We start from the raw sequence: 15,809 nt of genomic DNA on the forward strand, positions 1-15,809 counted from the left end.
GTAGAATTGAAAAGGCGGGGCAAACACCCCGCCTTTTTCATATCAGGCAGGCAGCCATTCGAGTGGCACATGCCCCTCATCTGCCGCCACGCGACCAAGCCACCCCTCCACTGCCGGATAGCGTTTCATATCGAAGCCGGAGCGATGAGCGTCATGCGAATAGGCATAAAGCGCAATATCCGCCACGCTCAACCCCTGTCCGGCCAGAAATGGCGCCTTTTGCAGCTGCGTTTCCATTACGCCCAGAGCCTTTTCGCCACCCGCAAGTGTCGCGGCCAAACGTTCAGGCGTCGCCTCCCGCGCGCGTTCGGGATAGAACATCAAGGCACGGCGAACCGCAATATAGGGCTCATGGCTATATTGCTCGAAGAACAGCCATTGATAAGCCAGCGCGCGTTCATAAGCATCCTTGGGCAAATAACGCGTATTCTCGGCAAGATGGAGAAGGATCGCGTTTGATTCGGCAATAAACCGCCCATCCTCCAACTCCAGCAGCGGTACCTTGCCATTGGGATTTTTGGCCAGATATTCCAACTTGCGCGTGGAACCGTCCAGCGCGGAAATCACCACATGACGAAAGGGCTTGCCCAGTTTGGCCAGTAAAAGCCGCGGCTTGTAACAGTTTCCTGAATCGGGCTGTGAATAGAGTGTCAGCATCTGCTTCTCCTGTGCTGCTATAACATGTCTTCCCGATTGCGGCTTGTCCAATCCGTTTCATTGAAACGACAGTGTCGCCAGATTGATGAATTCGACCGTTCTAGCCACGCAGTAGCGCGAGAAAGGCGAATTAATTGCGAAACGATAAAGCTTTTGTTGCGATTTGTGCGCCAATGAGACATAGGAATGGCGCAAGACCGGACCATGCCCGGTGCCGGTTATCTGATCCTGCCATTCATGGAGAACGATCATGGCATTTCTCGCCGACGCCCTTTCACGTGTGAAGCCCTCTGCGACCATCGCCGTCAGCCAGAAAGCGCGCGAACTGAAAGCCAAGGGCAAGGACGTGATTGGCCTGGGAGCAGGCGAACCCGATTTCGATACGCCGGATAATATCAAGCAAGCCGCCATCGACGCAATCAATCGCGGTGAGACAAAGTATACGCCTGTGGCCGGTATTCCCGAACTGCGTCAGGCCATCGTCGCCAAATTCAAACGTGAAAACGGCCTCGACTATAAGCCGGAACAGGTCATTGTCGGCACAGGCGGCAAGCAGATCCTGTTCAACGCTTTCATGGCCACTCTGAACCCTGGTGATGAGGTTATCGTTCCGGCTCCTTACTGGGTCAGCTATCCCGAAATGGTCGCCATCAACGGCGGAACACCGGTTTTCGTTAACACCAGGCTGGAAGATAATTTCAAGCTCACCGCAGCCGATCTTGAAAAGGCAATCACACCGAAGACCAAGTGGCTCATCTTCAACTCGCCGTCGAACCCGACCGGCGCCGCTTATACGGAAGCCGAACTCAAGGCGCTCACTGACGTTCTCGTCCGCCATCCGCATGTCTGGATTCTCACCGACGATATGTATGAGCATCTGGTCTATGGCGAGTTCGTCTTCACCACGCCCGCTCAGATCGAGCCATCGCTTTATGAGCGCACGCTCACCATGAATGGCGTGTCGAAGGCCTATGCCATGACCGGCTGGCGTATCGGTTATGCCGCGGGTCCGCTCCAGCTCATCAAGGCGATGGACATGGTTCAGGGTCAGCAGACCTCCGGCGCATGTTCGATCGCACAATGGGCAGCGGTCGAAGCGCTAAACGGCCCACAGGAATTCATTTCTACCAACAAGAAGATATTCCAGGCTCGCCGCGATCTGGTGGTGTCCATGCTCAATCAGGCAACCGGCATCAATTGCCCGACGCCGGAAGGCGCTTTCTATGTCTATCCGTCCTGCGCAGGATTGATCGGCAAGAAGACCGAGGACGGCAAGGTCATCGAGACTGACGAAGATTTCGTCACGGCACTTCTGGAAGCAGAAGGCGTCGCCGTGGTCCATGGCTCGGCTTTCGGCCTTGGCCCAAACTTCCGCATTTCCTATGCGACCTCGGAAGCCCTGCTGGAAGAAGCCTGCACCCGCATCCAACGCTTCTGCGCCAGCCTGCGCTGATTTCAATCGTCGAAACGAAAACTTCCAAGGGGCCGCAAGGCCCCTTTTCTTTGCCCGGCTTGCAGAATTGGTGGTGGCGAAGCCAAAAAAAAAGCCAGACAAATGTCTGGCTTTGAGTTTTGAAGGTGCCTTTGAGGCAAACCTCCAGAGGGGAACACTCAGCCTGCGCAAATGGGAGGAGGAAACGCAGCGCTGAGATGATCCTTATATGCTCCTTGCATACTGTTTTGGCAATACGAATTTAGCGCAATGCAGCCATGCATTTTACGCATGGCTTATTTCGTGCATAATATTATTTAAAATCAATACCTTATCGAAAGATGGCAACTATCACCCGTCATAGACAACAACATTTCGACCTTCGCAATTAAGAAGCCGGCAAATAATCAACCTGCGAATCACTTCGTGAATCGTTGAAAAAGATAAGCCGTCGGGAAAAGACGCGCTGGATCAGAATGTCCAGTTGCGCGCCTTCGAGAACAGGAAGTCACGGAAGGCATGTAGCTTTGCGGAGTTCTTCAACGCTTCAGGATAACAGAAGAACGTATCGAAGGACGGTATTTCTTCAAGCTCAGGCAGAAGCTTCACCAATCCGGCCTCCTTGTCCGCCATATAGTCGGGCAAGACGGCAATACCGACACCGCGCTGCACAGCCCGGCGGATAGAAAGAAGATTATTGACCTGAAGCACGGGAATGCGTGTGCTTGCATCAGAGCGCCCAGCAATCTCCAGCCAATTCAGCCCGGTTAAATAGCTCGGCGCAGGCTCGCCAAAAGTTACGATGCGGTGCTGGTCGATCTCATCGATAGAATTGAGCTTGCCATATTTGGAGACATATCCGGCAGAGGCATAGACGTGCATATGCACGGTGAAAAGACGCCGCTGGATAAGATCGGGCTGTTGCGGCTGGCGCAGGCGAATCGCGCAATCCGCGTGCCGCATGGTGAGGTCGAGCTCCTCATTGTCGAGAATGAGCTGTAGTTGCACGTCCTGATACAGGTCGACAAATTCCTGAATACGCTCGACCAGCCAGCCGGAACCAAGCCCGACAGTCGTCGTCACGCGCAGACGTCCCGAAGGCTTTTCGCGGCTTTCCGACAGTTTGGAGCGAACATTCTCAAGCTTCATCAGCACATCATGCGCCGTGCGATAAAGTATCTCTCCCTGCTCGGTCAGGATAAGTCCGCGCGCATGGCGATGGAACAGGGGAACGCCGACATCCTGTTCGAGCGCGCTGACCTGGCGCGAAATGGCCGATTGCGACAAACGCAATGTCTGCGCGGCATGAGTGAACGACCCGGCCTCAGCCGCCGCATGGAATATGCGCAGTTTGTCCCAGTCCAGCGGTGCGGCCACGTTTTTCTCCCCTCATCACTCCGCAGCTTCATGCAGCGGTTCCTGTGCCGCCAGCCAGCGCTCGGCTTCGAGAGCGGCCATGCAACCCATACCGGCAGCCGTGACAGCCTGCCGGTAAATATCGTCCGTAACATCTCCGGCGGCAAAAATTCCCGGTACATCTGTGGCGGTTGAATCGGGTGCCGTCCACAAATAGCCGTTCGGCTTTTGCTTGAGTTTGCCTTCGAACAGCGCGACCGCCGGGGCATGACCGATAGCGATGAACACCCCATGCGTATCCAGTTCGTGCGTCTCGCCGGTTACGATATCTTTCAGGCGGACGCCACTTACCGTCGCCCCCATCGGGGGCCGAGCTTCCGTACCCAGAATCTCATCAATGACGCTATTCCAGACGATCTTCACATTTTCACGAGAAAGCAGCCGGTCTTGCAGGATTTTTTCCGCGCGAAAACCATCGCGGCGGTGCACAACGGTCACGCTTTTGGCTATATGCGACAGATAGAGCGCTTCTTCAACCGCCGTATTGCCGCCTCCGACCACCACCACGTCCTTACCGCGATAGAAAAAACCATCACAGGTCGCACAGGCGGAAACGCCGCCGCCCATGAATGCCTGCTCGCTTTCGAGGCCCAGCCATTTAGCCTGCGCGCCAGTCGCAATGATCAAAGCGTCACAGGTATAGACCGTACCGGAATCGCCCTTAAGGCGGAATGGGCGCTGTGTAGTTTCGACTTCGGTGATGATGTCATGCACGATCTCCGCGCCGACATTTTCGGCCTGCTTGGCCATCTGATCCATCATCCACGGCCCCTGCACCGCTTCGGCATAGCCCGGATAGTTTTCCACGTCAGTCGTGATCATCAATTGACCACCCTGCTGCAATCCGGCAATGACGATTGGCTTGAGCATAGCGCGCGCGGCATAGATCGCCGCCGTATAGCCCGCCGGTCCAGAGCCGATGACTATAACGGGCGCATGGCGTTGTGACATGGGATGCTTCTCCGATCGTAGAATAGAAGGTCACGGACTGCCAGCTCATCAGAATCGCCTGCGCGCGCTCCACTTTCGCCAATGCCCGGATATTGTGGCCAAGGTAGGTCCGCCACAGATTCTTTGCAAGGTTTGACAGGCATTTGCTGTGCTTTAGCCACAGCTTGTCGCCATCAATCACGATGAGGGAACACAGCCACATTGCAGATGAGCCGATCCCGCATTAAACAAGCAGAACGTAAACAAGCCTCGCCACCCGCCGGAGCCGATCGCCATTTACCAGACTGTTGCCAATATCTGCGCGCGTTTCGGCCTTTTCATGGCTGTCGCCATGCTGTTGCCTGCCGCCATCGACTTACGCGATGGCAGCGATGACTGGCTGATCTTCGTGCGTTCGGCTGCGGCGACCGGCGCGCTCTCCATGCTGATATTCCTGGCAACACAAAACCGTACGGCTCGTTTCACCCCGCGTCTGGGTTTTCTGTTGACCGCCTGTCTCTGGCTGACCGCGAGTTTCCTCGGCTCGATACCGCTTTATTTTTCACATCTGCCCATCAGCTATGCCACCGCCTTTTTCGAGGCCATGTCCGGTGTGACGTCTACCGGCGCAACGGCCCTTTTCAACCTCGACGACATGCAGCGCGGAATATTGCTGTGGCGCTCCTTGCTATGCTGGATCGGCGGCATCGGCTTCATCGGCCTGGCACTGCTCATGCTGCCATCACTGCGCGCCGGAGGGCTTGCGCTTTTTCACATGGAAAACTCCGACAAATCGGAAAAAATCCTGCCGCGCATGAACCAGATCGCACTGGGCATCGTCAGCGCCTATCTGAGCCTGACGGCGGCCTGCATCGTCGCCTATTTCGCCGTGGGCATGAGCATTTTCGACGCAGTCAATCATAGCTTCACCACGATTGCGACTGCGGGCTTTTCGACCCATGACAGCTCACTGGGCTTTTACGAAGACAATCAACTGCTCTTGGTGGTCGCGACCATATTCATGGCGCTGTCGGCACTGCCTTTCGTACTTTATATCAAGGCGTTCATGCCGCGCAGGCTCGAACTGCTGAGTGATCCGCAGATGAAGCTTTTTCTCACGCTGGTCATCGGCTTCAGCTTTCTTCTCGCGATCGTGCTGCGGACCGGATCGCATATTCCTTTCGGCGACGCGCTCGTTTCCGCCTCCTTTCACTTCGTCTCGGTTATTACCACCACAGGCTATGCGACCGAGGACTATTCCCTCTGGGGTCCGCCAGCCATCGGCATTTTCTTTCTGGCCTCCTTCCTTGGCGGCTGTGCCGGTTCGACCTCCGGCGGCATCAAGATGAACCGCCTCATCATCCTGTGGAGCCTGACACGGGCCAATCTGGTGCGTCTCATCATGCCCCATGCCGTGATTAAAATCCGCTACGGCTCTTCGGAAGTTTCCGGCGAAATCGCCCAGAACGTTTTGCTCTACCTGTTCCTTTACATCGCCTCGCTCATAATCGGCACCGTTCTGCTGGCCTCACTGGGCCTCGATTTCGTTTCAGCTTTCACAGGTGCATTGACGGCGCTATCCAACATTGGGCCGGGACTTGGCGACACGATAGGCCCTGTCGGTAATTATTCGACCATCGGCGATTCCGCCTTGTGGGTACTGTCATTCCTGATGCTGGCAGGCCGTCTTGAGCTGGTAACTGTATTTATTCTGTTCACACGCACTTTCTGGGTGCGTTGACTGGACCATGAACGGTTTACATCCGGCTGTATCTTTTGTTATGAGCAAGGTTAGATTGCGCTATTGTGGCGCCGAATGTTTTATAATTACCCTGAAATGAAATTTCCTTGCGCGCGGAGTTTTGCATGCCGATCAAGGCTGATCTGGATGAAATCGATTGGAAAATCCTCCGGGAGCTCCAGAATAACGGGCGTATCACCAATGTCGAACTCGCTGAACGGGTTGGCATTTCGGCTCCGCCTTGCCTGCGGCGTGTGCGCAAGCTCGAAGAGAGCGGCATCATTCGCGGCTATCGCGCAATATTGAACGGCAATGCTCTGGGGCAAGATCTGGTGGCCTTCTGCTCGGTTGGGCTGCATCGACAGGCCGATGCAGATCTGAAGGCTTTCGCCGAAAAGACCAAGCAATGGCCGCTGGTTCGCCGCGCATGGATGGTATCGGGCGAATCCGATTTCCTGCTCCATTGCGTCGCACGCGATCTCAACTCGTTCCAGACATTCGTGATTGAGGAATTGACCGCTACCCCCAATGTGGATTCGGTACGCACCGCACTGACCATCCGTCCGGTCAAGGACGAGCCATTGATGATTCTCTAATTATGTGATCCCGCGAAGACCCGCTCATAGACTTGGCTGATGGCATCAGCTTCCCGCTCGAGCGGGAAGGCTACGCGCACATGGGCCAGCGCATTTTTCCCATCATGCATGGCCATCGCGGGGTTGGCGAGGTACGGCGCAATCGCATCGCGAAGCGCATCGCCATCACCGGCTGGAACAAAACTGCCGGTGCCTTCGACAATCATTTCTGCATAAGCACCCGCATCGCTTGCAACCACAGCCGTCTGCGAGGCCATGGCTTCAAGCGGCGTGAGGCCAAACCCCTCATTGCGCGACGGCGCGACATAGAGCGTCAAGCGGCGATACCAGACGCGCACATCCGGCACCTCACCCAGAATAAGAATGCGATCCTGCAAGCCAGCGGCGGCAATGCGCGCTTTCAAGCGGTCCTCAAATAGCTGATGCTCGGCGGTCGTGCGCCCAGTAATGATAGCCGTCCATTCGGGATATTGCGGCAGAAGCGCAACCATCGCGTCAACGAAAAGATCGGTTCCCTTGGAATGTCGCACACGGCCAAAACAGCCTATCGCATATTTCCCCGGTAAGCCCGAAGCAGTAAAACTGTCCTCTTCGCCCATCGGCGGATGGAAACGCTCGAGGTCCACGCCATGCATGATAACCTGATGCGGCACTCTAAGAAAACGGCCCGAGCGTTCGCTTGTCGCGATCACTGCATTCATGCGGCGGATGAGCCATTTGGTGAAGGGCTTGTGATGACGCTGGGCTGCGGAGGTAAAAACCAGCCGTAACTTCATGCACAGCACGTCGCGCATGAAAATACCCGCCAGCATCTCGATATTGCGCCGCGCATGCCAGATGCGAAACCGGCGTTTGACCGGTTCCGCCCAGAAAGAGAAAACCGCGCCCCATCCAAGATGCGGCAGGCTGTCGGGCAGTCCCGGCCCCATGGTTGCAATGCCCAATCCCTTCGCGCGCTGCAAAGGAATGAGTTGCACGATGGTCGAGGTCACGCCGGAAAGGCGGCGCTTGAGATTAGGCGCGATGACCTCGACGTCCTCAACTGGAACCTGCACTGGCTGTCTCAGACGAATTTGAGCGCGAGAATTTCATAGGAGCGTGAACCGCCGGGAGCGTTGACCTCAATGGTGTCGCCTTCGCCCTTGCCGATCAGTGCGCGCGCGATGGGCGAAGAAATCGAGATACGGCCTTCCTTCACATCGGCTTCCTGATCACCCACGATCTGGTAGATTTTCTCTTCCTCGGTGTCTTCGTCAATCATGGTGACGGTAGCGCCAAACTTGATCTTGTCGCCGGAGAGCTTGGTTACATCAATCACTTCGGCGCGTGCGACCAGATCTTCCAGCTCATTGATACGGCCTTCGTTCAGGCTCTGAGCTTCCTTCGCGGCGTGATACTCGGCGTTCTCTGAGAGATCACCATGCGCGCGTGCTTCGGCGATAGCCTCAATGATCCGCGGCCGTTCGTTTTGTTGGCGCCAGCGAAGTTCTTCCTTGAGGTTTTCGAAACCGCGAGGGGTCATAGGGAATTTTTCCATACCCGATACAGTCCTTTCCGTCGCCCGCCGCGCTTCCCTCAGGATCAGACGCAGCGGCAGTTTGATTGCCCACCTTATCTCATGCCTTCAATTTGGCACAAAACAACCCGCCGGAAGGTGGAAACACCCCCGGTACACAAAAAGAAAACGGTCACCGAAACACGTATTTCGGAACCGTTCAAATTGCTATCGCTTTGACTATAGCATTTCCGCTGATTATTTCACGAAGAAAATCGCAATCTGTCAATTGGACTCCAAATGGCCATGCCGGCATCAGTGTCGCATCGTGGAAGGTCCCCTTGCTTCCCTCCTGCTATATTGCCTATAGCTCGGATGGCTCCGCGAAGCGAAATCAGCTTGCCGGGCTTTATTCATTCCGAGAGGCGACGATGACGCGCGTACAGGCCAATTTACTGCTTCTTCTGGCGGGCGTCATTTGGGGTATGGGGTTTGTGGCGCAATCCACTGCCATGGCCAGCATCGGTCCGTTTCTGTTCATTGCCATACGTTCAGCAATCGCATCTCTGTCCATATTGCCGCTCGCCATCTCCGAGGGGAAGCGTGCTGCGCAAAAATTGCAGCCTTCCAACTATTTCTTCTTCATGCTGGTCGGCGCGGTGCTGTTTATCGGCCTCGCCCTGCAACAGATCGGGCTTATCACGACCTCCGTCACCAATGCAGGATTCCTGACCGGCCTTTACGTCGTGATGGTCCCCGTGCTTGGCGTGCTGATCTTCCGTACTTGGCCGCATCCGGTCGTCTGGCCCGCCGCTGCGGCTTGCCTTGCAGGTATTTTCCTTCTTTCGGGCGGCGAACTCAACGCCTTGAAACAAGGCGACTGGCTGATCATCAGCGGCGCGTTATTCTGGGCCATGCAGGTCATTCTCATAAGCCGGGCTGGTCGCACTGGTCGCCCCATCATGCTAAGCTGCGTCCAGTTCGCAACTGCCGCAATTGCCGGCTTTGCAATCGCCGGGGTAATTGAAGACTTCAACTGGAGCGCCATTGCCCTCACCTGGAAAGAGCTCCTGTTCACAGGCGTATTTTCATCCGGCCTTGCCTTCACCTTGCAAGCCATCGGGCAGCGCTATACCACTTCCGCGCAAGCTGCGATTTTTCTGTCTTCAGAAGCCCTGTTTGCGGCTTTTTTTGGCGCGCTGTTCCTTGGTGACCGGCTCACTTTCGTCGGCTTTATCGGCTGCGGCCTGCTCTTTGCCGCCATGCTTGCGGTGGAACTGGTTCCCATGTTCTGGAACCGCAAACCCATATCAATCCCTGCAACGGAACCTGCCGAATAGGGACATTGGATATATCGCCGCTTTTGCGCCACACAGCTTAATGGCCGCACTGACTCTTCGTTTACGCTTCTCTTCTAATATTACGAGGAACCGATAGATTCCCGCTCAGATTTGAGCACAGGAAAGGCATGGACATGAGTGTTGCGTTGTCCAACCGCTTTCGCCATCCTTCATTGCCTGCCTCCCTGATACTGCTCGCAGTGGCATCGGGATGTTCAGGCGAGCGCCCGCCGCGACCTCAGGCGGAGATTGGCAATGTGGACGATATTATTGCTCCCGGTGCGCCGGTTGCGACCGCTGCTCCGCAGGAAGACCGCATTATCGGCCTGGCTGAAGAGGAAGAAAGCCACGCCATCAGCCCGGTCCAGGATCAGCCCGAATATTCCAGCGATTACGGCTTTACCTCACCGATCCAGAATCCTGTTTCGGCTGCCGAAAATGTCTATACCATGTCCAATGCGGATGCCGCCTGCCGGACCCGCCTGAAGCGGCTTGGAGTAGTCTTTACCGAAAAGCCCTCCATCTATCGCAGCAATAGCTGCCATATCGACAACCCGATTGAGGTAAGCGCCTTTGCCAGCGGCTCAATCGCCTTCAAACCGGCGGCAACACTCAATTGTCAGGTGACGGAAGCCTTCGCGCGCTGGATCAAAGGTGACCTGCAACCCTCGGCCCGCCTGCGTTATCTTTCCGGCGTCAATACGATCTATAATGCAGGCGGCTATTCCTGCCGCACGATGAACCATCGTCGTGGTGCCAAAATGTCCGAACACTCACGCGGCAACGCCATCGACGTAACAAAAATCACCCTCAATAACGGCAAAAATATTTCAGTGCGCAAGCCGGGCTTTTTCGCTTTTCGCGAGAAAGGTCTGCTTAACAGCGTGCGGTCGGATGCCTGCGATTATTTCACCACCGTACTGGGCCCCGGTTATAACCGCGAACATGCCGATCATTTCCATTTCGACTTGATGCCACGGCGCAACGGTTATCGCACCTGTAAATAGACCGATAGTAGCTATTCGGCGGGCAGTGGCGTGGGCTTGCCGTTTTCGTCCAGCGCCACCATCACGAATTCGCCGTGGGTGACGAGATCCATCTGCTGGGTCAGATAGCGCTGCGCCCAAGCCTCGACCTTCAGAGTAATCGATGTACGCCCCACGCGCACGACCTCGGTATAGACGCAGAGCGTGTCACCGATCTTGACCGGCTTTGCGAAAGACATTTCCCGCACTGCGGCCGTCACCACACGCCCTTTGGCACGCTCGGCGGCGCGAATGCCACAAGCAGAGTCCATCTGCGCCATCACCCAGCCGCCAAAAATATCGAATGCGGCATTGGCGTCCTTCGGCATGGCCGGAACCCGCAGGGTCAGCATGCCTTTGGGCCTCGCTTCTTCGCTCATGAATTTATCCTGTAAGTATCTTGAAGAATCGCAACCGATTATGAGGCAGGCTTTCGTATATTTCCAGCGAGATGCGACAGTTTTCATCCATGCGGTCTTTTCATTTGTGTTATGAAATTCCATATTGAGGCCATGGCTTCCTCAAAAGACAAATATCCTCAGGATTCGCGCGATCATACTGGCGGCTTCGGTGAAGCATCCCAGTCTGAGTTTTCCGGCGCGCCGCTTTCCGGCTCCATCGCCGATTGGGCCGAACAGATCGGGAAGCAGGCCGACAAGCCAAAGGAAAAGACAAAGCCCCCCAAGAAAATACCCGAGCGCAGCAAGGAAGCATCACGCAGCGCACGTGGCACGTCGATTGGTGGCGCAGCGTCAGCCAAGGAGCGCGCTGCTGCCGGCCTCAACCCCGTGGCTGGCCTGGATATAAGCCTTGAAGATGCGGCAACGCTCGATCCATCGGGCGCGACGGCAACGGTGAAAGCGCTTTCCGACCTGATCGAATCGGGTAATCCGCTGTTCAAGAATGGTCAGCTCTGGACCCCGCACCGCCCTGCCCGTCCGGAAAAATCTGAAGGCGGCATTCCGATCCAGATAGAATCGGACTTCGAGCCAGCAGGTGATCAGCCGACAGCAATCCGCGATCTGATCGCAGGCCTGGATGACAGTGAGCGCACGCAGGTGTTGCTGGGCGTCACCGGCTCCGGCAAGACCTTCACCATGGCGAAGGTCATTCAGCACACACAACGCCCCGCCCTTATTCTCGCGCCCAACAAGACGCTGGCCGCGCAGCTTTATGGCGAGTTCAAGAGCTTCTTCCCCAACAACGCCGTCGAGTATTTCGTTTCCTACTACGATTATTACCAGCCGGAAGCCTATGTGCCGCGCTCGGACACCTATATCGAAAAGGAATCGACGGTAAACGAACAGATCGACCGTATGCGGCACTCTGCAACGCGTGCGCTGCTCGAACGCGATGATGTGATCATCGTCGCTTCCGTGTCCTGTATCTATGGTATTGGCTCGGTCGAAACCTATACCGCCATGACCTTTGAAATGAAGATCGGCGACCGGCTCGACCAGCGCCAGCTTCTCGCTGATCTCGTGGCGCAGCAATATAAGCGGCAGGACATAAATTTCGTGCGCGGCTCGTTCCGGGTGCGCGGCGACACCATCGAGATTTTCCCGGCCCACCTCGAAGACAGGGCCTGGCGCATTTCGCTGTTTGGCGACGAGATCGAAACCATCACCGAATTCGACCCTCTCACCGGTCAGAAGACCGGCGATCTGCAATCGGTCAAGATCTACGCAAACTCGCACTATGTGACGCCACGCCCGACGCTCAATCAGGCGATCAAATCGATACAGGAAGAGTTGCAGCACCGTCTTGCAGAACTCACCCGTGCCGGGCGCCTGCTTGAGGCCCAACGCCTTGAGCAGCGCACCAATTTCGATCTCGAAATGCTCGAAGCAACCGGCGTCTGCAACGGCATTGAAAATTACTCACGCTACCTCACCGGACGGCAGCCGGGTGAGCCGCCGCCGACATTGTTTGAGTATATTCCGGATAATGCGCTGGTTTTCCTCGACGAAAGCCATGTTACGGTTCCGCAGATCGGCGGCATGTATCGGGGCGACTTCCGCCGCAAGGCGACGCTGGCCGAATATGGCTTCCGTCTGCCCTCCTGCATGGACAACAGGCCGCTGCGTTTTGAGGAATGGGACGCCATGCGTCCGCAAACCATCGCCGTTTCCGCGACGCCGGGCAAATGGGAGATGGAAGAGACCGGCGGCGTCTTCGCCGAACAGGTCATCCGCCCCACCGGCCTGATCGATCCGCCGGTCGAAATACGCCCCGCCAAGAATCAGGTAGACGACGTGCTGGGCGAAATCCGCGAGACGGCGAAAAAAGGCTATCGCACGCTCTGCACCGTGCTGACCAAGCGCATGGCCGAAGACCTGACCGAATATCTGCACGAACAGGGTGTGCGGGTGCGCTATATGCACTCGGACATCGACACGCTGGAACGCATCGAGATCATCCGTGACCTGCGGCTTGGCGCATTTGACGTGCTGGTGGGCATCAATCTGCTGCGCGAGGGACTCGATATTCCCGAATGTGGCTTTGTCGCTATTCTCGACGCCGACAAGGAAGGCTTTCTGCGTTCAGAAACTTCTCTCGTCCAGACGATTGGCCGTGCTGCGCGTAATGTCGATGGCAAGGTTATCCTTTATGCCGACAGGATTACCGGTTCGATGCAGCGCGCAATGGATGAAACCAGCCGCCGCCGCGAAAAGCAGGAAGCCTACAATACAGAACACGGTATCACGCCCGCTTCCGTGAAGAAGAATATCTCGGATATTCTGAACTCGGTCTACGAACAAGACCACGTCCGCGCCGACATTTCCGGTTTTGCCGAAGAAGGTGCGATGATGGGCAACAATCTCGCCTCGCATCTGGAGCATCTAGAAAAACAGATGCGCGATGCTGCCGCCGATCTCGACTTTGAGAAGGCAGCACGCCTGCGCGACGAAATCAAGCGCCTGCGCGAAACCGAACTCGCCATTGCCGACGATCCGCTCGCCCGCGAGATGGAAGTAGCGATCTCCGGCTCGGGCCGCGGCAAGGGCAAAGCTTCAGGAAAACCAGGCGGTAAATCTCTGTTCCAAAAGCCATCACTCGACAATATGGGGCCGGGTACGGATATGGCAAAGCCGCTGTTCCGCAAGAATACGCTTGACGAAATGACAGTGAAACGGACGGAAGTACCCGCTGGCGATCACGAGCCTGCCATTCGCCGCGAGCGTACAGGCATCGGTTCCTATGAAGACCCGGCAGAAACAGCGCGCAAAAAGCGTCGCCCAGGCAAGACCGGAAAACCGGGGCGCTGAATAAAGCTATTCCTCGCAGTTTGTTCGGCAGCGCAGAACATCTATACCTCATGAACAACTTCCATCCATCAGGCCGTAAGGCACCCTGTATCGATTACGAGGCGATCATGACCTTCTCTTGGCGTACGCTTGGGTCCAGCAGAATAATAAATTTTAGGACAAGCAATGCAGTCAAACCAGTTGGATCCGTCTTCAAATATATACGGCACTGATGCGGGGTGGCACGATGTCGGGAATATAGAGCTGAAGCTATGGAACCTGTCCAGAGCCGAGCGATCAGACCTTATTTACGGAAATGACCGACATCAGGTTCTCCTTATAGCGAAAATAAAGTTGATCGATAGTAACGGCAATCCCGTTCCAGACCAGTATTGCCCATCTCCTTCAGATATTAGAAGGCTTTCCGAGCCTGTAAATTACGATGATGGCTTATCATTAGGAACAGGCATTTCAGTTGGGTGGAGCTATTCTGGTGAACAAAATGCATTTTTAAACCCAATACAAAGTACAAGCAATCCTGTTAAAGAAATTAACATTCGTGATGATTATATTTTCGAGAGTTGTGCCTACTTACACTTTTATATACAAACAGAGCAAAGAAATTCTTTGGCTACCATCGGGTTTTGCGTTGAAATTAGAGACAAAAATGGATTTTTAGTTAGAAGAGTAGAATCCACCTCTGATGGCAAGTTTCATTCCAGCGTTGAAATTAGAAGCATTTCAGAAATAATATTTCAGTCGAGCGATTTTCAATGGAGCGGAATTCAGAAATTTCATGGAGGCGATACTGACGACGGACTACAAATGGGCCGTCCGTCCGACAACAATCTGTGGCGGGAATATGCATATAGCGTAACGTTAGATGATAGAAAATATGCTGACAATAACAACCATATCTACAGAGGGTTCGTGATAGATGATAGTGTGTATCAAAAAGAATATTCATTTGGACTAATTAATAATGGGTTCTATACATTTTCTGGTTATTTATGGCCAAATAATCTATATGATGAAAATAATGTCAAACTCCCCAACGGGACACCATTAGTTCGTGGAGAATGTAATGAATACGCCATGAAAATAGATGGCGCACCGGAGAGAAAGACAACAGTACATAATGCGCAAGGAACACTGCTTCTGTCTTTATTGTGCGCATTTGGGACAAGCTTTAAATTTGGTTATATAAAAATACCATTATCAGTGGGCGTCTATGATCAGTACGGCAATTATGGCGTTATCTGCGTTAATCCTGATCTCTTGCCAGATAAGTATATTTCCAGTTCACAAAACAACGGATTGCAGACGCTAAAATTCTTTACTAATAATGAAGAAAAACAGCCTTCACATGAGCAAAAAGAATATTATGTTTACATCCAAAATTCATCTAAACAGTACCCACGAAATGCAACTACTGAGATACAAAGAGGTGAACCAACCGTAATTACTGCGCGCAAAGGATCCACATATGACTACTTTGAAACTGAAGTTTTATTTAAAATTGAGCCACAAAAATATGATGAAAATGAAATAGATTCATTTTACTTGGAATCGTCTACTACAACAGGAGCCAAAGCATTAATAGGTCCATTTGGAATTATTAGCTTTTACGGCTCCTATGCGGAGAATAAATTTAAAATTGCACCATGCTGGAAAACAAGCAGCACCTGCATAGCAGATAGTTCTTATGAAAGATACATGGCCCTTTTACGTTTGGGAACTGATGGTGTAGAAGTGATCCTATTTGTTAATGGCGCTTATACCGATCCGGCTCTCTGGCCGACGAGTATACCCCTCCCTATTATCCCCTTCCCGATCAGCTTCGCAGGGTTTGAATGGCTTTTCCTGCCAGATAAAGACGCTGTGATATAGATCAAAGCCATATGGTGTTTCAGAGAACAATAAAGGGCG

General features: G+C 54.3%; 14 protein-coding genes and 1 pseudogene. 8 read left to right on the forward strand and 7 right to left on the reverse strand.

Annotated features, from left to right (window positions below; translation table 11 throughout):
- Positions 1-42: 42 nt before the first annotated feature.
- Together KUG47_RS10820 and KUG47_RS10825 are read right to left on the reverse strand one after the other, a co-directional pair.
- Positions 43-657: a glutathione S-transferase family protein gene (locus KUG47_RS10820; RefSeq protein ID WP_217677975.1), complete on the reverse strand. Its 615-nt coding sequence runs from the start codon at positions 655-657 to the stop codon at positions 43-45.
- A 57-nt stretch (positions 658-714) separates the two neighbouring features.
- Complete coding sequence (locus tag KUG47_RS10825; protein ID WP_217678186.1) at positions 715-909, reverse strand: hypothetical protein; 195 nt, start codon at positions 907-909, stop codon at positions 715-717.
- On the opposite strand from KUG47_RS10825, the gene KUG47_RS10830 reads away from it, so the two are divergent.
- Positions 908-2,110 (forward strand): pyridoxal phosphate-dependent aminotransferase, encoded by a 1,203-nt coding sequence (locus KUG47_RS10830; protein WP_217677976.1) that lies wholly within the window; start codon positions 908-910, stop codon positions 2,108-2,110. The genes KUG47_RS10825 and KUG47_RS10830 overlap by 2 nt on opposite strands.
- Before the next feature lie 5 nt (positions 2,111-2,115).
- Positions 2,116-2,311: pseudogene (locus KUG47_RS10835) on the forward strand (hypothetical protein).
- Between the two features lie 249 nt (positions 2,312-2,560).
- Here the strand turns inward: KUG47_RS10835 and KUG47_RS10840 are convergent.
- Positions 2,561-3,466, reverse strand: coding sequence for a LysR family transcriptional regulator (locus tag KUG47_RS10840; RefSeq protein WP_217677977.1), 906 nt, complete (start codon positions 3,464-3,466; stop codon positions 2,561-2,563).
- Positions 3,467-3,481: 15 nt separating this feature from the next.
- Positions 3,482-4,456 (reverse strand): thioredoxin-disulfide reductase, encoded by a 975-nt coding sequence (gene trxB / locus KUG47_RS10845; protein WP_217677978.1) that lies wholly within the window; start codon positions 4,454-4,456, stop codon positions 3,482-3,484.
- Positions 4,457-4,775: 319 nt separating this feature from the next.
- Here trxB and KUG47_RS10850 point away from each other — a divergent pair, with 319 nt between their 5' ends.
- The gene (locus KUG47_RS10850; protein WP_217677979.1) at positions 4,776-6,176 is read left to right on the forward strand and encodes a TrkH family potassium uptake protein; all 1,401 of its coding nucleotides are present in this window, start codon (positions 4,776-4,778) and stop codon (positions 6,174-6,176) included.
- Between the two features lie 125 nt (positions 6,177-6,301).
- A complete protein-coding gene (locus KUG47_RS10855; protein WP_217677980.1) occupies positions 6,302-6,772 on the forward strand; it encodes an Lrp/AsnC family transcriptional regulator in 471 nt (156 codons plus the stop codon).
- On the opposite strand, the gene KUG47_RS10860 is transcribed toward KUG47_RS10855, so the two are convergent.
- Together KUG47_RS10860 and greA are read right to left on the reverse strand one after the other, a co-directional pair.
- Positions 6,769-7,827, reverse strand: coding sequence for a glycosyltransferase family 4 protein (locus KUG47_RS10860; protein ID WP_217677981.1), 1,059 nt, complete (start codon positions 7,825-7,827; stop codon positions 6,769-6,771). The genes KUG47_RS10855 and KUG47_RS10860 overlap by 4 nt on opposite strands.
- An 8-nt stretch (positions 7,828-7,835) precedes the next feature.
- Entirely contained in the window at positions 7,836-8,309 is a 474-nt protein-coding gene (greA, locus tag KUG47_RS10865) for a transcription elongation factor GreA (RefSeq protein WP_217677982.1), read from the reverse strand.
- 389 nt (positions 8,310-8,698) lie between these two features.
- On the opposite strand from greA, the gene KUG47_RS10870 reads away from it, so the two are divergent.
- On the forward strand, positions 8,699-9,607 hold the full coding sequence (locus KUG47_RS10870) for a DMT family transporter (RefSeq protein WP_217677983.1): 909 nt from the start codon (positions 8,699-8,701) through the stop codon (positions 9,605-9,607).
- Positions 9,608-9,741: 134 nt separating this feature from the next.
- Positions 9,742-10,614: an extensin-like domain-containing protein gene (locus KUG47_RS10875; protein WP_422718080.1), complete on the forward strand. Its 873-nt coding sequence runs from the start codon at positions 9,742-9,744 to the stop codon at positions 10,612-10,614.
- Positions 10,615-10,625: 11 nt separating this feature from the next.
- Here KUG47_RS10875 and KUG47_RS10880 read toward each other — a convergent pair whose 3' ends face one another.
- Positions 10,626-11,012 (reverse strand): acyl-CoA thioesterase, encoded by a 387-nt coding sequence (locus tag KUG47_RS10880; RefSeq protein WP_217677985.1) that lies wholly within the window; start codon positions 11,010-11,012, stop codon positions 10,626-10,628.
- A gap of 132 nt (positions 11,013-11,144) precedes the next feature.
- Between KUG47_RS10880 and uvrB the strand changes: the two genes are divergently transcribed.
- Entirely contained in the window at positions 11,145-13,901 is a 2,757-nt protein-coding gene (gene uvrB / locus KUG47_RS10885) for an excinuclease ABC subunit UvrB (protein WP_217677986.1), read from the forward strand.
- Positions 13,902-14,066: 165 nt separating this feature from the next.
- A complete protein-coding gene (locus KUG47_RS10890) occupies positions 14,067-15,770 on the forward strand; it encodes a hypothetical protein (RefSeq protein ID WP_217677987.1) in 1,704 nt (567 codons plus the stop codon).
- Positions 15,771-15,809: the final 39 nt, after the last annotated feature.

It is taken from the genome of Falsochrobactrum tianjinense (genome assembly GCF_019100495.1).
GTDB classification, from domain to species: Bacteria; Pseudomonadota; Alphaproteobacteria; order Rhizobiales; family Rhizobiaceae; genus Brucella; species Brucella tianjinense.